18 protein-coding genes and 1 pseudogene are annotated in these 16,591 nt (G+C 69.4%); 10 read left to right on the top strand and 9 right to left on the bottom strand.

Annotated features, from left to right (window positions below; translation table 11 throughout):
- Window positions 1-42 precede the first annotated feature (42 nt).
- The 3 genes from ACIBEJ_RS47655 (at window position 43) to ACIBEJ_RS47665 (ending at window position 1,596) form a co-directional block, all read left to right on the top strand.
- On the top strand, window positions 43-315 hold the full coding sequence (locus ACIBEJ_RS47655; RefSeq protein WP_397189644.1) for a hypothetical protein: 273 nt from the start codon (window positions 43-45) through the stop codon (window positions 313-315).
- Window positions 316-520: 205 nt separating this feature from the next.
- Complete coding sequence (locus ACIBEJ_RS47660; protein ID WP_397189645.1) at window positions 521-994, top strand: pyridoxamine 5'-phosphate oxidase family protein; 474 nt, start codon at window positions 521-523, stop codon at window positions 992-994.
- Window positions 995-1,233: 239 nt separating this feature from the next.
- Window positions 1,234-1,596 carry a hypothetical protein gene (locus ACIBEJ_RS47665; RefSeq protein WP_397189646.1) on the top strand — a complete coding sequence of 121 codons (363 nt, stop codon included), beginning with the start codon at window positions 1,234-1,236 and terminating at the stop codon, window positions 1,594-1,596.
- 61 nt (window positions 1,597-1,657) lie between these two features.
- On the opposite strand, the gene ACIBEJ_RS47670 is transcribed toward ACIBEJ_RS47665, so the two are convergent.
- From ACIBEJ_RS47670 to ACIBEJ_RS47685, 4 genes are read right to left on the bottom strand one after another with little or no spacing between them, the layout of a single operon-like run.
- A complete protein-coding gene (locus tag ACIBEJ_RS47670; RefSeq protein WP_397189647.1) occupies window positions 1,658-2,275 on the bottom strand; it encodes a response regulator in 618 nt (205 codons plus the stop codon).
- Window positions 2,272-3,402: a sensor histidine kinase gene (locus tag ACIBEJ_RS47675; RefSeq protein WP_397189648.1), complete on the bottom strand. Its 1,131-nt coding sequence runs from the start codon at window positions 3,400-3,402 to the stop codon at window positions 2,272-2,274. Before ACIBEJ_RS47675 ends, ACIBEJ_RS47670 begins: the two co-directional genes overlap by 4 nt.
- 3 nt (window positions 3,403-3,405) lie before the next feature.
- A complete protein-coding gene (locus tag ACIBEJ_RS47680; RefSeq protein ID WP_397189649.1) occupies window positions 3,406-4,068 on the bottom strand; it encodes an ABC transporter permease in 663 nt (220 codons plus the stop codon).
- A complete protein-coding gene (locus tag ACIBEJ_RS47685; RefSeq protein WP_397189650.1) occupies window positions 4,065-4,940 on the bottom strand; it encodes an ABC transporter ATP-binding protein in 876 nt (291 codons plus the stop codon). The genes ACIBEJ_RS47680 and ACIBEJ_RS47685 overlap by 4 nt, the downstream gene beginning before the upstream one ends.
- Before the next feature lie 167 nt (window positions 4,941-5,107).
- Between ACIBEJ_RS47685 and ACIBEJ_RS47690 the strand changes: the two genes are divergently transcribed.
- Window positions 5,108-5,692 (top strand): dihydrofolate reductase family protein, encoded by a 585-nt coding sequence (locus ACIBEJ_RS47690; protein WP_397189651.1) that lies wholly within the window; start codon window positions 5,108-5,110, stop codon window positions 5,690-5,692.
- 4 nt (window positions 5,693-5,696) lie between these two features.
- Here ACIBEJ_RS47690 and ACIBEJ_RS47695 read toward each other — a convergent pair whose 3' ends face one another.
- Window positions 5,697-6,674, bottom strand: a complete 978-nt coding sequence (locus ACIBEJ_RS47695; protein WP_397189652.1) for an RNA polymerase subunit sigma-70 — start codon at window positions 6,672-6,674, stop codon at window positions 5,697-5,699.
- Window positions 6,675-7,031: 357 nt separating this feature from the next.
- On the opposite strand from ACIBEJ_RS47695, the gene ACIBEJ_RS47700 reads away from it, so the two are divergent.
- Window positions 7,032-7,229, top strand: coding sequence for a hypothetical protein (locus ACIBEJ_RS47700; protein ID WP_397189653.1), 198 nt, complete (start codon window positions 7,032-7,034; stop codon window positions 7,227-7,229).
- A 112-nt stretch (window positions 7,230-7,341) separates the two neighbouring features.
- Here ACIBEJ_RS47700 and ACIBEJ_RS47705 read toward each other — a convergent pair whose 3' ends face one another.
- Together ACIBEJ_RS47705 and ACIBEJ_RS47710 are read right to left on the bottom strand one after the other, a co-directional pair.
- Window positions 7,342-7,755, bottom strand: a complete 414-nt coding sequence (locus ACIBEJ_RS47705) for a hypothetical protein (protein ID WP_397189767.1) — start codon at window positions 7,753-7,755, stop codon at window positions 7,342-7,344.
- Between the two features lie 56 nt (window positions 7,756-7,811).
- A pseudogene (locus ACIBEJ_RS47710) lies at window positions 7,812-8,447 on the bottom strand (alpha/beta fold hydrolase); the annotation flags it as partial.
- Between the two features lie 242 nt (window positions 8,448-8,689).
- Between ACIBEJ_RS47710 and ACIBEJ_RS47715 the strand changes: the two are divergent.
- A complete protein-coding gene (locus ACIBEJ_RS47715) occupies window positions 8,690-9,460 on the top strand; it encodes an SDR family NAD(P)-dependent oxidoreductase (protein WP_397189654.1) in 771 nt (256 codons plus the stop codon).
- Here ACIBEJ_RS47715 and ACIBEJ_RS47720 read toward each other — a convergent pair.
- Complete coding sequence (locus ACIBEJ_RS47720; RefSeq protein WP_397189655.1) at window positions 9,450-10,433, bottom strand: hypothetical protein; 984 nt, start codon at window positions 10,431-10,433, stop codon at window positions 9,450-9,452. The genes ACIBEJ_RS47715 and ACIBEJ_RS47720 overlap by 11 nt on opposite strands.
- A gap of 292 nt (window positions 10,434-10,725) precedes the next feature.
- Here ACIBEJ_RS47720 and ACIBEJ_RS47725 point away from each other — a divergent pair, with 292 nt between their 5' ends.
- The 4 genes from ACIBEJ_RS47725 to ACIBEJ_RS47740 all read left to right on the top strand — a co-directional run bounded on the left by ACIBEJ_RS47725 (window position 10,726) and on the right by ACIBEJ_RS47740 (window position 15,443).
- Window positions 10,726-12,282 (top strand): protein kinase, encoded by a 1,557-nt coding sequence (locus tag ACIBEJ_RS47725; protein ID WP_397189656.1) that lies wholly within the window; start codon window positions 10,726-10,728, stop codon window positions 12,280-12,282.
- Window positions 12,283-12,391: 109 nt separating this feature from the next.
- Window positions 12,392-14,035: a DUF885 family protein gene (locus ACIBEJ_RS47730; protein WP_397189657.1), complete on the top strand. Its 1,644-nt coding sequence runs from the start codon at window positions 12,392-12,394 to the stop codon at window positions 14,033-14,035.
- 87 nt (window positions 14,036-14,122) lie between these two features.
- Window positions 14,123-15,082 carry a helix-turn-helix domain-containing protein gene (locus ACIBEJ_RS47735; RefSeq protein WP_397189658.1) on the top strand — a complete coding sequence of 320 codons (960 nt, stop codon included), beginning with the start codon at window positions 14,123-14,125 and terminating at the stop codon, window positions 15,080-15,082.
- A 64-nt stretch (window positions 15,083-15,146) separates the two neighbouring features.
- Window positions 15,147-15,443, top strand: a complete 297-nt coding sequence (locus ACIBEJ_RS47740; RefSeq protein WP_397189659.1) for a DUF4287 domain-containing protein — start codon at window positions 15,147-15,149, stop codon at window positions 15,441-15,443.
- Window positions 15,444-15,477: 34 nt separating this feature from the next.
- On the opposite strand, the gene ACIBEJ_RS47745 is transcribed toward ACIBEJ_RS47740, so the two are convergent.
- The gene (locus tag ACIBEJ_RS47745; RefSeq protein WP_397189660.1) at window positions 15,478-16,485 is read right to left on the bottom strand and encodes an AraC family transcriptional regulator ligand-binding domain-containing protein; all 1,008 of its coding nucleotides are present in this window, start codon (window positions 16,483-16,485) and stop codon (window positions 15,478-15,480) included.
- Window positions 16,486-16,591 lie beyond the last annotated feature (106 nt).

Genomic DNA, 16,591 nt, shown 5'->3' on the forward strand with positions numbered 1-16,591 from the left:
TCGCGGGCAGGCATTGGCGGAGTCGTACACCTAGGAGAAGGCATGATCCTCACCATCGTCCACGTCGCCGACTTCGATCAGTTTCTGCGGACGTTCTCCACCAGGGGCGTCGAGAAGAGGAGGGAGCACGGGTGCAAGGGCTCCTGGGTCTTTCGCGATCGCGACGATCCGGGCCGGGTGTGGGCGCTGTTCGACTGGTCGGCCGAGGACTACGAGGGGTTCCTCACCGATCCCGAGATCCCGGCGATCGCCGCGGAACTGGGCGTCCAGGGGCCGGTGGTGAAGGTGGAGTCCATGGCCGCGTACGACTCCTGACGGCAGGGCTCACTCGGGCGGTCGTACCGACAGGGCGTGCCGGACGTGGTTACGGTCCGCGCGTCCTTGGTATGGATGTAGCGCCGCACCAGGCCCCGCTCGGCGGCCGTGGCCCTGAAACGGTCTAGGTCTTGTTGACCTGTGGTGTCGAATCTGTGCCTTGCCTGTTCGTCTCGAGGGTGTGAGTTCTCAGGAAGGAGCGGACATGTCCTCAGTGATCCTCCCCGCGCCACGCGATCTGGTACGGCGGCGGGCCGACACCCTGGATCGGCTAAACGGCGGGTTTCAGATGTGGCTGGCGACTGGGAGTGATGGTCACGGGGCGCATCTCATCCCGGTTGCCTATGTTTGGGATGGGGCGGCGCTGACCACCGGGACGTTTCGGCGTAGCCGTACCGTCTCGAATCTGCGGGGCAGGCCCAAGGCGCGGCTGGCGATCGGGGATACCGCCGACGTGGTCATGATCGACGCGGGTGCGGCGCTGGTCGGCGTTTCTGAGATCGATGCCGCCTCGGCTGAGGCCTTTGCGAGGGTGTCGACTGATCCGCGTAGCGCTCCGGACATGTTCGTGTATGTCCGCCTCGTTCCTGAGCGGATCCTTGCGTGGAACTCGCTGGCGGAGTTCAGCGGCCGTACTCTCATGCTCAAGGGCTCCTGGCTCGACGCTCCGGTCGACTGAGGGCTGGTCGGTTCCCGGGCGCCACCGAGCGCGGATGCCGGTGTTGGCTTCACCCTTGATGGGGGCGCGTGTACGTCGGTGGTGGTTATCGCGCAACCGCCCGGGCCGCTGAGCAGAACGCCTATGGACAGCACACCGTGAGGATGAGAACACTCTGGGTGACAGGTCCTCCCCCCCGGTGGCCACTTCCTCCAGTGTGTGCGAAGTGTGTCCGCCATGGACTCCACGAAGGAGAAGCCATGCTGTCCAAGAAACTCCTGGCCCTTCCGCTCGCCATCCTGGCGGCCGGAGTGTGCGTGAGCGCGGCCACCACCGCCACCGCCAGCACCGAGGCCAAGCCGCCCGCGGCCCGGCAGGCGGCGCTGCCGCCGGGCTATCAGCTCGTCACACTGCCCAACGCCAATGTCCCCAACTTCCAGCGCCGCACCCTGCTCTGCCCCGGCAGCAAGCGCGTCCTCGGCGGCGGCGCCGAGGCCCAGGGCAACCGGGCGATCCTCGTCGGCTCGTTCCCCACCCCCGACGGACGCGGCTGGATCGGCCTGGGCCGCCAGGACGGCTTCAACGACGTCGGCATCAGCGTCTACGCCATCTGCGCGGACTGACCCATGTCGGCACCTGCCCCGGCCCGGCGTGGCCGGGGCAGGTGCCCCCGGCAGCTTGTGATCACTGGAGCAGGCCACGCCGGATGGCGGTGGCGACGGCGGCGGCCCGGTCGTTCACCTCGAGCTTGGCGTAGATGTGCAGCAGGTGCGTCTTGACCGTCGCCTCGCTGATGAACAGCCGAGCCGCCACCTCCCGGTTGGTGGTCCCCGCGGCGACGAGTTCCAGGATCTCCAGTTCGCGGGCGCTCAACGGGTCGGCGGGCGCTCGGACCTGGCCCATCAGGCGCGTGGCGACCGACGGGGAAAGCACGGCCTCGCCCTGCGCCGCCGTACGGACCGCTCGGATGAGGTCGTCGCGCTGGGTGTCCTTGAGCAGGTAGCCGGTGGCGCCCGCCTCGATCGCGGGCAGCACGTCCTTGTCGGTGTCGTACGTGGTCAGCACCAGGACCCGGGCACGGACGCCGAGCCGTACCAACTCCTTGATCGCGGTGACCCCGTCCGTCTTCGGCATGCGCAGGTCCATCAGGATCACGTCCGGATCCAGCATCCTGGCGAGCTCGACCGCGCGGGCGCCGTCTCCGGCCTCGCCGAGCACCTCGAAGTCCGGGTCTCCGGCGAACATGCCGCGGATGCCGTCGCGCACGATGGGGTGATCGTCGGCGATCAGGAGCCTGATCATCTGGCCACCGCCGGGACGGCCGCGGAGATCGCGGTGCCGTTGCCGTGCTCGGACTCGATCTCCAGGGTGCCGGTCAGGCGGGCCAGCCGCTTGCGCATCGCGGTCAGGCCGAACGCGGTCAGCGCGGGGTCGAAGCCGATGCCGTCGTCACGGACGTCGAGGGTGAGCACATCCTCCATGTACGACAGGGTCAGCCCCACCCGGGTCGCCCCGGCGTGCTTGGCGACGTTGGCCAGGGCTTCCTGGGCCGTACGCAGCAAGGTCTCCTCCACTTCCGGATGCATGGGACGGACCGTACCAGTGGTGGTGAAGTCCGCCCGGATCCCGTTCAGCTCGCTGAAGCGGGCGGTGATCTCCTGGAGCGCCTCGGGCAGCGGCGCGGATTCCAACTGGCCGGGGCCGACCGCGTGGACCGAGCGCCGCGCCTCGGCCAGGCTTTCGCGCGCCAGCCGTACCGCGTTGTCGACGTTGCGTGTCCAGTTCTCCGCCTGCTTGGCGGCCTGGAGCTGGGTGATGATGCCGGTCAGGCCCTGGGCGAGGGTGTCGTGGATCTCGGCGGCCATGCGCTGGCGCTCGTCCAGTGCGCCGGCTTCGCGTGCCTGTTGCAGGAGCTGGGCCTGGAGGCCGGCGTTCTCTCGCATCGCCTCTTCCAACTGGGCCACCATGCGCTTGCGTTCGGCGCTGCGCTCGGCGGTGATGTCGCCGACGAAGCTGAACAGCGCCACCGCCGCCACGATCGCGGCGGTGAAGAAGAGGAAGGTCAGGATGCCGGCGGGGGTCGGCTCCGGCGGGCCGCCGCCGTAGGTCGCGACGCTGATCGCCGCGGTGGCGGTGACGCCGGCGAAGCGCCATCGGCCCTTCAGGTACTGCCAGGAGTGAAGGAACCCGACGAATCCGAAGAAGGTGGCGAACCACACCCCGTACGTGCAGAGCGCGCCGATCAGGAGGATCAGGCCGGCGACGTAGAGCGGGCCACGCGGCATCAGCCAGAGCCACAACACCGTGGCGCCGATCAGGAGCCAGGGCCGGTCGCCGGCGAGCACCGTGGCGACGGCGAGCAACACGTACGGCACCGCCGCCATCTGGTGCTCCAGCAGGCGCTCCCAGCGATCGAGCCGCGCGTTCATCACTTACTCCCAGCGGAAGAGCTTCGCCGCGACGATGCTGACGACCAGCGCGGACGCGGCCATCACCACCAGCGGCAGGGGTGCGGGCGCGGCTCCCGACCAGGCATCCTGCAGCGCCTGACGGAACGCCCCCATGGGAGTGTATTGTCCGATTTCGGCCAGCAGGGCGGGCATCTGCGACACCGGCTGGATGAGCCCGGCCAGGTAGGCCATCGGGAAGTACAGCAGCACGCCGACGCCGTTGGCCGTGCGCCCGTTCGGCGCGAGCGCCGCGATCAGCAGCCCGATCGCGAACATCGCCGCCGTCCCCAGCGCGAACACCAGCACCGCCGAGACCATCGGCAGCGCACCCGCCACCGCCAGCAGCACCCCCGCCGCGACCACCGCCAGGACGAACTGCAGCCCCAGTTGCACGCCCAGCAGGCTGCCGGGCCGTACCGGCGTGGTGGACAAACGCCGCAGGATCCCCCTTTCCCGGTAGGTCGCCAGGGTCGTCGGCAGCAGGTAGAGCGACACCAGCCCCACCGAGATCGTCAGCGCCATCGGCAGCAGCGCGCTGTCGCCCACACCGCCGAAGATCACCATGATGAACAGCGGGATCAGGATCGTGAACATCGACCCCGGCTCCCGGACCAGCAACTTCACTTCGACGGCGGCGAGCTTCATCGGGTGCCTCCAGTCAGGCTGCGGAACGCGTCTTCGAGGGTGCGCTTGTCGATGCGCAGGTCGCTGACCAGGATGTGCTGCCTGGCCAGTTGGGCGGTCACGGCCGTGGCGAAGTCTCCCCGCCCGGTGACGACCATCCGGCTGCCGTCCCGCGTGAGCCCGGTGACGCCCGGCAGCCCGATCAGCTCGGGTTCGCCCGCTTTGACGGTGAAGCGCATCTGGTGTTCGTCGTTCACGAGCCCCGCCGGGCTGTCCATCGCGACCACCCGGCCCTTGTCGATCACGGCCACGCGGTCGCACAACTCCTCGACCTCGTCCATGAAGTGGCTGACCAGCACCACGGTCACGCCGCTGTCCCGCACGCGCTTGATCAGCTCCCACGTGGTACGGCGGGCCTGCGGGTCCAGCCCGGTGGTCAGCTCGTCCAGGAAGGCCACCTCCGGCCTGCCCACGAGGGCGAGCGCGATGAACAGCCGTTGCTTCTGCCCGCCCGACAGCTTGCCGAACCTGGCGTTCCGCTTGTCGGCCAGACCCCAGTCGTCGAGCATCCGCCGCCAGTCGAGCGGGTCCTTGTAGAAGGAGGCGTAGAGGTCCAGCGCTTCCCAGACCTTGATGTTCTCCGGGAGGTGGGTGTGCTGGAGCTGGACGCCGATCCGCTCCTTGGCCTCGCCGGGTTGCCGGCCCAGCACCCTGATCTCCCCGCTGTCGGGCTTTCTCAGACCCTCCACGCACTCCACGGTGGTGGTCTTGCCCGCGCCGTTCGGGCCGAGGATGCCGAAGATCTCACCCTCGTGCACGGAGAAGGAGACTCCGTCGAGGGCCTGGTGGCCCGCGTACCTCTTGCGGAGGTCGGTGACTTCGATGACTGCCATGGGAGAAGCATGGTTTTCGCCGGGCTTTCCGGGGATCGACCGGTGGGCCCCGAGTGGACCGGCTGCGGCTGATTCGCCGATCCACCGATCGGTTGATTGCGCGCCGATTAGCTTTCCGCGCCGCGCCCGTCTGTACGTCCGAGACCGACTCACGAGAGGCTGACACGATGCGGAAACTGATCTTCGGCATGAACGTGACCCTGGACGGCTACACCGCCGCCACCGGTGACGACATCGGCTGGAGTGGAGGGGACGGACCGGACTCCTCGCCGAGTGCCGAACTGTTCCAGTGGTGGCTCGACCAGGAACTGGCGTACGAGCTGACGCTGTACGGACGCAAGCTGTGGGAGGCCATGAGCTCCTCCTGGCCGGACGGCGACCAGCGGCCCGACGCCACCCCGGCGGAGATCGAGTTCGCCCGGAACTGGCGGGACACGCCGAAGGTGGTGTTCTCCTCGACGATCGACAAGGTCGACTGGAACTCCCGCCTGGTCACCGGCGACGCGGTCGCCGAGATCACCCGGCTCAAGGCCGAGGACGGCGGCCCGATGAGCATCGGCGGCGCGACGCTCGCCGGGGCGGCCATGCGGGCCGGGCTGATCGACGAGTACGTGCTGGTCACCGTGCCGGTCATGGTGGGCGGCGGCACGCCGTTCTTCACCGCGCTGGACAACTGGGTGAACCTGAACCTGGTCGAGACGCGGACGTTTCCCGGGGGCGTGACGATGACCCGCTATAGGACGCGGCGATGACCGCTCACAACGTCGCGGGCAGGCCCAGCCATGGTTTGTCGCCGGCGTCGAATCCGGTGAGCTCGGCGATCTTCCCGTCGACGACGCGCAGGACCGCGATGGCGAACAGCCGGTAGTCCGGGTCGCCGGGGGCGCGCAGGTACAGCACGGCGGCGGGCATGCGGTTGACCGTCGTGGCGACGCAACGCCAGTCGTCGCGGCCGCGCTGGAAGAGCCCGCCGGCGACCCAGCCGTCCACCGCGTCCTTGGCCGTGACGACCAGTGTGCCGGGGTCAGGCAGCATCGCGAAGCGCAGGTCGTCGCGGAGCAGGGCCGCCAGCCCGTCGAGGTCGTTGCGCTCATGGGCGTCCATGTACGCCCTCACCACCTCGCGCTCGTCATCCGACAGCTCGTGCGTGGCGGGGCTCCGCCAGTCGAGGCGGCGGTCGGGCAACTGCTCGCGTATCGTCACGCGGGCCCGCTGCAGTGCGCTGGTCACCGAGGCGACGGTCACCTCAAGGGCGCCGGCGGCGTCCGACGCCGGCCACCCGAGGACGTCACGAAGGACGAACACCGCCCGCTGCCGCGGCGGCAGGTGCTGCACGGCGACGATGAACGCCAGCTCGATCGTCTCCCGCGCCACCACCGATTCCTGCGGATCCTCCGGGAGCATCCGATCCGGGTACGGCTGCAGGTAACCCGCGCCCGGCAGCTCGGCGGGCACGGGCACGCGGTCGACGCGCTTGTCCAGGAAGTCCAGGCAGGCGTTCGTCGCGATCCGGTACAGCCAGGTACGCAGCGTGGCGTGGCCCTTGAACGACTCCCGCTTGTTCCACGCCCGCAGGAACGTCTCCTGCGTCATGTCCTGGGCGTCCTCGTAGTTCGCGAGCATCCGGTAGCAGTGCACCTGCAGCTCACGCCGGTAGCGTTCGGTGATGAGCGCGAACGGCGCCGCGTCGTTCGAGCGGGCCGCCGCGATGAACGCGGCCTCGTCGTCGGTCATGGTCGTCAATCCTTCCGCGAGTGGCGAGGGGCTACCAGAACAGACGGCGCGGCGGAGGATTTCTGAGCGGTGCAGCCTTCTGGGGAAGCTCGGGCAGAAGGCGAGTGGAAAACGCAACGACCAGATGCTGATCTGCCACGGACGGTACAACCATCGTCAATATCGCCCGGATCCGCATCCTTCCAACGGGGGATGGAGCGGCGTCCGATCGGAGGATCACTGCTGGTGATGCCGCCGGGCATTGTGATGGCAAGCATTGTGAGACTTCGGGCTGGCGCAGTTCTTGCCGCAGCGGCCACCGCCGCGGTTGCCATGTCCACCGCGGGGGCGCCCGCGCACGCGGCCACCCCCGACACAATGAAGATCATCATCATTCGATCCGAACCGGTCGGCACCTGCGTGGACATCGCCGACGGGGCCACGGCGATCAGCAACGAGTCCGGCCGCGTGGCCGTGCTGTACATGAGTCAGGGCTGTAAGGACGGGGGCGTCGAGTTGGGCGATGGAGACACGTACGTCGGTGCTGTCGTCCACAGCTACAAGCTGGCCTCGTGACGCTCCCGCGCCGGCCCAAAGGCGAACCCTCGGCCTTACGGCCGGGGGTTCTCTATTACGTGACCGACCCCTGCTCGAACCCTGAACGTCAGCTTCATCGGACTCCGCAAGCTCAGGTATCGCGAGCCGCCAACCACCCAGTTTCCGCTGAGAAAGTAGTAGGTGCCGGCTCGCGGGTGACGTTGACGGCCCAGGGGTAGACCGCGGCGGGATCGTGCAGCGAATTGACCGCCAGCAGCGGCGTTTTGGTGCTGACCTTCAACGGGCGTTGCGGGTTCTGGACCGGTTCCGGCTGACCCATGCAGAGGGCGGTCAGCGTGACTGCCATGCTGCTGTAGCGCATGTCAGGCGCTATCTCGGCCTGACGGCGGAGGTGAGCCCGCCATGCGGGGTAGTCACGCACGGGCAGGCGGTAGTCCTGACAGAAGATCGGGATCGCGAAGGGCATGATCTCCTCGGTAGGGGACTGGCTCGGTGTCGGGTACGCGCCGGTTCGGTGGAGCTGGTCGATGACCTGCGACAGCATCGGCCAGGCTCTTGGCTCGTAGAACACCGAACGGGCGAATCGGCGACGCTGTCCAGCGCCATCGCGCGGATCCGGTTCGGGAAAAGCTCCGCGTACATCTGGCCGAGCAGCGTGCCGTACGAGACTCCCAGAAAGGAGATCTGCCGCTCGCCGAGCGCGGCGCGGAAAGCCTCCAGGTCACGGGCGGCGCTGCGGGAGTCCGCATGGTCGAAGACCGGGCCCGTGCGCGTTCGGCAGTCAGCACGCAGTCGTTCATTCAGTGCGAGGCGGGCCTCGAACTCCGTCTGGCTCTTGATCGGCTCCCCCTTCATGGTCTGGAGCGCCAGTTCCGTGGAGCACATGATGGGATTGCTGCGGTTGGTGCCTCGGTGGTCGAATGCGACGATGTCGAACCGGCGCAGCAGCTCGGGGCTGAGGCTCTGAGGCGGACGCAGCACCAGGTCGACGCCGGAGTCTCCGGGGCCGCCGGAACCCAGCACGAGCACGCCTATCCGCGCGGACCGGTCGGTGGCCTTGCGTGGGTTGGCCCAGTTCACGGGAACGGCCAGCGTTCCGCACTCCACGACCACGCTATCCGGGCATGGAGCCCAGAAAATGCCAGGGGAGGTTGTGGCGGATGCCGCGTGGACGAAGGGCAGAGAAGTCAAGAGCCCTACCAGGAGGGCGATGAATCTTCGCATGCCCTTGATCATCTACACGGATCGACGCCAACAAATCGACCTCTGGAACGGCCTGCTCCTCCGCCTGCCGGTGAAGAACTCTCTGAGAGCAGGGTCTTGAGAATTAGGCCACATGGGGCGAACCGTGAATCAGCTTTACGGTGTCGTGTTCGGTCCTGCTCGTGTCGGGTTCGGCCCTCCTTCGGGGCCGCCGGTCCTTCCTATCGTTCGGAAGCGAGACGCCACACAGCGTTGAAGCTCCTGGAAGGACGAAGATGAATCTGCAACTGGCTGGAAAGACCGCCGTCGTGACCGCCGCGAGCGGGGGTATCGCCGGCGCCGTGGTCCGGACGTTGGTGGCCGAGGGCGCGCGGGTTCTCGGCGCGGACCAAACCGTGACATCCGCGCTGAAGGAGACCGGCGCCGCCACCGTGGAGGCCGACCTGACCACTCCTCAGGGGGTTGAGGAGCTGCGGCGGGCCGCCGAGTCCGAACTTGGCGGCGTGGATCTGCTGGTCAACGGGGTGGGCGGCCTGGCGGGGCTCCCGGTCGCCGGGCTGGCCGACACCGAGGACGAGACCTGGTTCAGGGCTTTCGAGCTCAACTTCTACGCCACGGTGCGCGTCACCCGAGCGCTTCAGCCCCTCCTGCGCCATGCCGTCGTCAACGTCTCGACCGGCGTCGCTCGATGGCCGACCTCGGGGCCGAACTGGTACGGCAGTTCCAAGGCCGCCCTGAGCCACTTCGGCAAGGGGCTCGCGGACGAACTCGGCCCTCGGGGGATCCGGGTCAACACCGTTTCCCCGGGGCTGATCAAGACGCCTTTGTGGGAGGAGTACGGCCCGCGGCTGAGCGCGGCCCGCGGGCAGGCCGACAGCGAGAAGTTCCTCACCGACCTGCCTGCCGTGGCCAACGTGACGCTGGGCCGCTGGGGTACTCCGCAGGAGATCGCCAACCTGATCGTCTTTCTCGGCTCACCGGCGGCCGGCTACATCACCGGCGTCGACTACATCGTCGACGGCGGGGCGGAGAAGGTCATTCGATAGTCCGGCTTCGCCGTGCCGCGACGACGACCAGGCAGATCGCGCCTGCCGCCAGGAGGATCTGGATGGCGGTCGGGACGAGGTGGAAACCGTACTGCGTGATCTGGATCATGAAGCCGATCCAGCAGTAGGCGAGGACGGCGCCGGCGGCCAGGCCGTACACGTGGCGGTGCGACCAGTCGTCGGCGCGGGTGTTCACGAGCAGGACGGCGAGCACCATGGTCGCCAGCACCGCCAGCAGGGCCAGGGTGACCGGTTCGGAGATCGTCTTCAGGTCGGGGCCGAACTCGAACAGGAGGAACAACGCGCTCCCGGCGGCCAGTGCGAATGCGCCCAGCGCCGCCGGCGGCCACGCCTCGCGTCCGGTCTCCGCGGTACGGCGCCGCCCGCGCGTGGCGAACGCGAAGGCGATCAGGGCGGCCACCACCACGACGGTGCCGACGAGCTGCCCGGCCGACAGCAGGAAGGCGTCGTTGTCCGGGTTGGAGTACATGGCGAAGAACAGGATGCCGGCGCCCACGAGGTACCCGAGCGTGTTGAAGATCAGGCCACGCGTCCGCAACCACGGGCCGCGCCGGTCGGAGTAGAGGGTCTCGACCAGCACGATCGGGGTGAAGATGCTCCAGACGGAGTGGATGGACAGCACGTATACCGACCACGGCACGCTGATGCCGAGTCCGGGAACTTCGCCGTATGTCCCCAGGCCCAGCCCCAGGTAGTTCGGGTTGAAGAGGGACTGGGTGACCAGGGCCTCCTCGATGACCCCGTAGGTGATGGCCAGCAGCAGCGTCATCCCCCAGCCGCCGCCCGCCCGCGCGACCACCTCGCGGACGAGCACGGCGCCGCAGCCGTACAGCAGGGCCGTCGGCGGGAACGCGGCCAGCGCCCAGATGTCCAGGGGGATGTTGCCCAGCAGGTACTCGCCGATGAGCGGGGCGAGCAGGAACAGTGCCAGGGCGGGTGACAGGCGTTTCATCGGCGGAGTCCTTCGAGTTCGCGGAGGCGACGCCACCAGCGGCCGCCGCACGGACCGCACGCTACGACCGTGGCGGGATGAGCCGGTACGGCCGTACGTTGCACACCGCCGCCCGGTTGTTGCCCTGGCATGGCGGGGTACGGCGGTGCCGTTCACAAAAGGAATTCGCTGGTTACGGCGCGGCTCACCCGGCCGATGCGCAACCACAAGAAACCCGTGGATCAGCGAAACTCCCCGGCTCCACCCGCTTTGTCCCTAATATCGGGACTTTCCATGGTGATGGGAGACGAGCATGCCGGGGGCGGAATCAGCGGGGCTTCTGGCGGGCCGCTACAGGCTGCTGTCCAGGCTCGGTCAGGGCGGCATGGGCATCGTCTGGCTGGCGCTCGACGAACTGCTGCGCCAGGAGGTCGCCGTCAAGGAGGTACGGCTGCCGCCCGACCTCGACGCGGCCGAGCGTACCGGGCTGGCCGAACGCACGCTGCGCGAGGCGCGGGCGGCGGCACGGCTGCGTTCGCACCCCGGGATCGTCACCGTGCACGACGTCGTCCTGGACGGCGGGCGGCCGTGGATCGTCATGGAGCTGGTGCGCGGGCGTTCGCTGGACCGGGTGGTGGCCGAGCAGGGGCCGCTGCCGCCCCGCCAGGTCGCCGCGATCGGCGCCCGCGTGCTGGAGGCGCTCGGCGCCGCGCACGCCTCGGGCATCCTGCACCGGGACGTCAAGCCCGCCAACGTCATGCTGACCGACGACGGGCGGGTGCTGCTGACCGACTTCGGCATCGCCAGCGTCGCCGGTGACGCCGTGCTCACCCAGACCGGGCTGCTGACCGGCTCGCCCGGCTACATCGCGCCCGAGCGGCTGCGCGGCGAGGCCGACGGCCCGCTCGCCGACCTATGGTCGCTGGGCGCCACGCTCTTCGCCGCGGTGGAGGGGACGGCGCCGTTCGCCCGCCAGAACCCGGCCGCGTCCATGGCGGCGGTGCTCATGCAGGAGCCGCCGCTCGCGCGCAGGGCCGGGCCGCTCGCCCCGGTGCTGGCCGCGCTCCTGGAGAAGGACCCTGCCCGCCGCTGCCCACCCGAACAGGCCGCGACCTGGCTGACCACCCTCGCCCAAGGCGCCACCGCCCTCGGCGCGGGGCCACCTGGAGCCGAAAGGCCCGGGACCGGGATGCCTGATGCGGTGACCGGGGGCGCGAGGGCCGGTCGCCGGGTCCGTCCGCGGAGCCGTACCAAACCCATTGTCCTGGGCGCGGGGCTGGCGGTGGTGCTGGCGGGTGCGGCCGCGGTGGTGATCGTGACGCGGAACCCTCCAGGCACCACCGCGACCGACGGCCCGTCCACCAGCCCGCCGGGCACCGCGGGTACGGCGGGCAAGGTGACCTCGGCCCCATCCCCGAAGCTGTTCACCCGCGAGGTCAAACCCTGCGAACTGCTCAGCGCCAAGGAGGTCCGCGACCTGATCGGGCCCGGGACCAAGCGCCAGTTCGTGAACACCGGCTCCTGCGCCTGGCAACGCCCGGACGGCACGTACCTGGGCGTGTCCACCTATCGCTACCCGAAGCTGGCCTTCGCCCGCGACCACCACGCGCAGATGGTCCAGTCGATGAAGGACGAGCCCAAGCGCACACCGGGCACCAAGCTGCGCACCCTGCCGAAGGTCGGGGACGCCTCCTACATGTTCACCCAGTACTCGACGGTGGGGGCGGCCGGGCCGTACCGCTCGCAGTTCGCCTTTCGCCTGGCGAACGTCGTGGTCACGGTCGTCCACCACAGCCTGCGGAGCACCGGCCCCGCCACCACGGGCCGCGCGGCCGGGATCCTCGCGGAGAACCTGCGCGAACGGCACTGACGCCGGTTTCTCGCCTGAAGGCGGGAAAATTGCCGAGGAGTCCCGCCAACCGCCCGATAACCTCGATTCGGAGAGGCCATTTTCACGTGAGTCCGGGAGTCGGTGCCTGATGGCAGAGGCGGCAAGAGCACTCGAAGATCTGGCGGAGCGCTTCTGGCGGTGGCGGGTCGCCGCGGCTCCGGACACGCCCGACGACATCCCGCGAGTCGAGCGTCCGCCCGCCTGGACGCCGGACTGGTCGGTGTCCGCGGTGGCCGCCAGGCGGGACGCCTGGCGGGCCTACGACGCGGAGTTGCGCGCGCTCGACCTCAGCGGCGAGCCCGTCGCGGTCAGGATCGACGCCAGACTCCTGGGTACGGCGCTGGCCCGGGTCACCTGGGAGCTGGACGTGCTGCGGTCATGGCAGCGCAATCCCTGCTTCTACGTCGACCAGGCGCTCGTGGGCGTCTACAACCTGCTCCTGCCCCCGCCGCCCTTCACCGCCGACCGCGCGGACACGATCGTCAGGCTGCTGGGCGAGGTCCCGTCGGTGCTGGCCCAGGGCCGCGAGAACCTGACGGGCCACGCGGCGGCGCCGTTCGCCCAGTCGGCGATCACGCTGCTCGGCGACGCGGGGGAATCCCTGCGCACCGCGATGTCCGCGCTGGCTCCCCTCCTGCCCGGCGGAGAGCGGCTCGCGGACAGGACCGAAGCGGCGGTGCGCGCGCTGGACGACTTCGCCGCCTGGCTGCGCGAGGGTCTCCCGGCGTTCGCCGGCCAGGCCGCCGTCGGCGCCGAGGGGCTGGCGTTCTTCCTGCACCGGGTGGCGCTCCTGCCGTACAGGGCACAGGACATGCGCGCGCTGGGACGGCAGGAATGGCACCGAGCCGTCGCGATGGAGACGACGCTCCGTCACCGTCACCGCGACGTGCCCGCTCCCGCTCTTCCCGCCGATGTCGCGGCCCTGGTCGAGACGGCGGCGGCCGACGAACTGGGGTTGCGCGCCTTCTACACGGAGTCGGGACTGCTGAGCCAGCCCGCCACCCTGCGCCGCTACCTGTTCGCCGAAATGCCCGCCTACCTGGCGCCGCTGACGTGGCTCGGCGTGGCGCACGAGATCGGCGTCGAATCGCGGCCCGACGCCGACGCGATCAGGTACGTCGAGCCGCCGCGTCCCGATCTGCCCTACTTCGAGCTGGCCGCCGCCCGCGATCCGCGCGTCCAGCTCGCGCACGAGGGTGTGCACGCCCAGCAGATGGCGTTGTCGTGGCGGCATCCCAATCCCGTACGGCGCCGCTACTACGACTCGGCGGCCAACGAGGGCATCGCCTTCTACCACGAGGAACTCATGCTGCAGGCAGGGTTGTTCGACCAGGCCCCGCACAGCGCCGTCTTCGTGGCCAACGCCATGCGGCTGCGGGCCCTGCGGGTGGAGGTGGACATCGCGCTCGCGCTGGGCGACCTCACCCTGGAACAGGCGGCCGACGTGCTGGCCACGTCCGTGCCCATGGACAGCGCCACGGCCTGGGAAGAGGCGGTCTTCTTCGCGGGCAACCCGGGTCAGGGACTGAGTTACCAGATCGGCAAGCTGCAGGTCCACGACCTCCTGGCGACCGCCCATCGGCAGCAGGGCGCGACGTTCGATCTCGGCGCCTTCCACGACCGGCTCTGGCTGGAGGGCAATGTCCCGATCGCCCTGCAGCGCTGGGAGTCGCTCGGCCTCACCGACCACATCGAGGAGGCCGACAGCCTGGCGGGCGAGCACCGGCTCTGACGCAAGCCCTTCGAAAGGGGGATTCCCCGAGCCTGCCGATCTGCGGAGACTGTTCAGGCGATAGCCGCACCAAGGCTGGGGGGCCACATGGGCGATGAATCGACCACGATCTCAGGCAGTCACGCGGTCGCCTGGTTTCACGAGGCGGCCGCCCTGGACTCCTGGCCGGTGAGGCTGGCGATCGAGGACCGGGCGGCGTTCCGAGCCGAGCTTTCCCGCATCGTGCTGGACGACGTGCAGGTGCTGAGGTGGTCCACCGGGGCGCATCGGGCGTGGCGTACACCGGCCATGATCAGACGGGACGACCCGGAGCAGTTGGCTCTGGTGATGGTGAGCCACGGCTCCATGAGCCTGTCGTTGAAGCGGCACCACGCGGAGGCGCGAGCCGGGCACGCCTTTCTGTTCGACACGTCCTCCCCTTTCACGTCGACCACTCCCCTCGGCGGGGTCACGCAGACCCTCGTCCGCCTGCCGCGTGAGGCGATTCCCCTGCCGGCCGACAGAGTCGGCGCCTTGCTCGGCCGGCCCATCGCGCTGGACCGGGGAATCGGGTTCTTCCTGGCCCGCTTCCTGGACACGCTCGCGCTTCCGGCCGCCGAATGCTCGCCGTACGAGGTGGAGCACCTGCGCGCGACGGTGGTCGACTGGGTTTCCGTCCTGCTGGCCGGCCAGGTGGACGCCTGCCACCGCCTTCCGGTCATGACGCGTCAGCAAGAACTGCTCCGCCGTATCGACACCTTCATCGACCACAACCTCGGCGCGCACGACCTGACCCCGTCGACCATCGCGGCCCGCCACCACATCTCGCTCCGGTGGTTGCACGCGTTGTTCGCGCGGCGGGGTGAGAGCGTGGCGGCCTCCATCAGGCGCCGGCGGCTGGAACGCTGCGCCCAGGACCTGGCTCGCTGCACCGTGACGCCGGTGCACCTGATCGCGGCGCGATGGGGATTTCCCAGCGCCACGGCCTTCGGCCGATCGTTTCGCGCCGCCTATGGAAGCAGCCCGAAAGACTTCCGCCGGCAGGCGCTTGAAGCCCGGCCCAGGTAGCGCCATGGAATGAACGGGCGCCACACCGGGTTGACGACCGCACAGCACCAATCAAGGAGTGGCAATGTCATTTCAGGCGTACCTCGACACCATTGAAGACAAGACGGGACTCACTCCGCGCGAATTCATCTCCCTGGCGAAGGCGCGCAGTTTCGATGACCCGACGGTCAAGGCGGGCACGATCATCACCTGGCTGAAAGAGGAATATGACCTTGGACGCGGCCATGCCATGGCCTTGGTACACGTGATCAAGAAGGGACCGCAGATCGACGCGAAGCATGTCGGCACCTCGGGCTCGCATCGCGACGAATCCGACACGTTGTGGCTGGACGGCAAGGCCACCCGGCCACAGGCGAGCTGACCTCTTCACAAAAGAGCACCCGGAATCGGGGGTCTCACGGCTTGGGTACGACGCCGCGGCCGTACCAGCGGTGCAGGGCGCGGCGGAGGGTGCGGGCGTCGGTGTAGCCGACGCGGGCGGCGATCGACTCCATGGTCAACGACCGCTGCCGCAGCAGCAGCTCGGCCCTCTGGTGCCGCCGCTGCTCCACCAGGTCCCGCCAACTGGTGCTCTCCCCCTTCAGCCGCCGCTGCAGGGTACGCGGGCTCATGCCCAGCCGATGCGCCGTCCGGGCCAGATCCGGCCCGCCCTCGGCGAAGGCGGCGTCCACTTCCGCGCGCAGCCGATCCAGCCAGCACATCATCGGGCGGGAGGCGGCGACCTGGGCGTTCGCGTACTCGCTCAGGATGGCCGCGAGCACGGGGTCGGCGCGGGGCAGGCGGCGGCTGACATCCGCGGTGGAGAAGGTGATCGACGGCAGCTCCGCCCGGAAGTCGATGTCCGGTGTGCCGAACGCTTCCACCAGGTGGCCGTGCCGGCGCGGCGTCGAGGACGGCAGGCACACCCGCAGCGGCACCACGCGCCTGCCCGCGCCCGCGCTCGCCTCCGCCACCAGGAGCGCGAGCGCGAACTCCGCGATGAGCGGGAACTCCGGATGCTCGGCCGAGACGCTGCGGTAGCCGACGGTCAGGCCGTCCTCGCCCCAGACCGGTTCCAGCCCGTCGCCGGGGTCGCTGATCGCGGCGGCGTGGCGGCCTCCGGCCTCGAAGGCGTGGGCGAGCGTCTCGGCGGCGACGAACAGGTAGTCCCACACACCGAACGCGCCAAGGCGCCACGCTCGCAGGACCTGCGCCCCGCCGCCCCACTCCCGGATCGGCGACGACCATTCCTCCCAGACGCGTACCGTCGACGAGGTCGGGAGCCGGATCCCGTCGTGCCCGGACAACGAAAGGCCGGGAATGCCGGCCACCGCCGTCTGATCCAACCCGGCCAGCCCACCGGCCCGGATGAGCATGCGCGGCACCAAAGGCGGCATCGTCTGCAGCGGAACGCTCCTTTCCATGCGGCAGAAGGTAATTAACGAATTCACCCGCGCGCAACTCGCTGGAATAAACACCTTTCCGGGTGGCGAACATGGCCTTCACCTTGGTTTTCAAGAGAAGCATCGC

This window comes from Nonomuraea sp. NPDC050790, assembly GCF_044456745.1.
In the GTDB taxonomy this organism is placed as follows: domain Bacteria; phylum Actinomycetota; class Actinomycetes; order Streptosporangiales; family Streptosporangiaceae; genus Nonomuraea.

What these genes read in the sequence shown, in the direction of transcription:
- ACIBEJ_RS47705 (WP_397189767.1), bottom strand. Translation starts at nt 7,755, where the DNA reads ATGCTGTCGCAGGTCATCGACCAGCTCCACCGAACCGGCGCGTACCCG.
- ACIBEJ_RS47690 (WP_397189651.1), top strand. Translation starts at nt 5,108, where the DNA reads ATGCGGAAACTGATCTTCGGCATGAACGTGACCCTGGACGGCTACACC.
- ACIBEJ_RS47660 (WP_397189645.1), top strand. Translation starts at nt 521, where the DNA reads ATGTCCTCAGTGATCCTCCCCGCGCCACGCGATCTGGTACGGCGGCGG.
- ACIBEJ_RS47665 (WP_397189646.1), top strand. Translation starts at nt 1,234, where the DNA reads ATGCTGTCCAAGAAACTCCTGGCCCTTCCGCTCGCCATCCTGGCGGCC.
- ACIBEJ_RS47730 (WP_397189657.1), top strand. Translation starts at nt 12,392, where the DNA reads ATGGCAGAGGCGGCAAGAGCACTCGAAGATCTGGCGGAGCGCTTCTGG.
- ACIBEJ_RS47680 (WP_397189649.1), bottom strand. Translation starts at nt 4,068, where the DNA reads ATGAAGCTCGCCGCCGTCGAAGTGAAGTTGCTGGTCCGGGAGCCGGGG.
- ACIBEJ_RS47700 (WP_397189653.1), top strand. Translation starts at nt 7,032, where the DNA reads ATGAAGATCATCATCATTCGATCCGAACCGGTCGGCACCTGCGTGGAC.
- ACIBEJ_RS47675 (WP_397189648.1), bottom strand. Translation starts at nt 3,402, where the DNA reads ATGAACGCGCGGCTCGATCGCTGGGAGCGCCTGCTGGAGCACCAGATG.
- ACIBEJ_RS47655 (WP_397189644.1), top strand. Translation starts at nt 43, where the DNA reads ATGATCCTCACCATCGTCCACGTCGCCGACTTCGATCAGTTTCTGCGG.
- ACIBEJ_RS47720 (WP_397189655.1), bottom strand. Translation starts at nt 10,433, where the DNA reads ATGAAACGCCTGTCACCCGCCCTGGCACTGTTCCTGCTCGCCCCGCTC.
- ACIBEJ_RS47685 (WP_397189650.1), bottom strand. Translation starts at nt 4,940, where the DNA reads ATGGCAGTCATCGAAGTCACCGACCTCCGCAAGAGGTACGCGGGCCAC.
- ACIBEJ_RS47735 (WP_397189658.1), top strand. Translation starts at nt 14,123, where the DNA reads ATGGGCGATGAATCGACCACGATCTCAGGCAGTCACGCGGTCGCCTGG.
- ACIBEJ_RS47715 (WP_397189654.1), top strand. Translation starts at nt 8,690, where the DNA reads ATGAATCTGCAACTGGCTGGAAAGACCGCCGTCGTGACCGCCGCGAGC.
- ACIBEJ_RS47695 (WP_397189652.1), bottom strand. Translation starts at nt 6,674, where the DNA reads ATGACCGACGACGAGGCCGCGTTCATCGCGGCGGCCCGCTCGAACGAC.
- ACIBEJ_RS47725 (WP_397189656.1), top strand. Translation starts at nt 10,726, where the DNA reads ATGCCGGGGGCGGAATCAGCGGGGCTTCTGGCGGGCCGCTACAGGCTG.
- ACIBEJ_RS47745 (WP_397189660.1), bottom strand. Translation starts at nt 16,485, where the DNA reads ATGGAAAGGAGCGTTCCGCTGCAGACGATGCCGCCTTTGGTGCCGCGC.
- ACIBEJ_RS47740 (WP_397189659.1), top strand. Translation starts at nt 15,147, where the DNA reads ATGTCATTTCAGGCGTACCTCGACACCATTGAAGACAAGACGGGACTC.
- ACIBEJ_RS47670 (WP_397189647.1), bottom strand. Translation starts at nt 2,275, where the DNA reads ATGATCAGGCTCCTGATCGCCGACGATCACCCCATCGTGCGCGACGGC.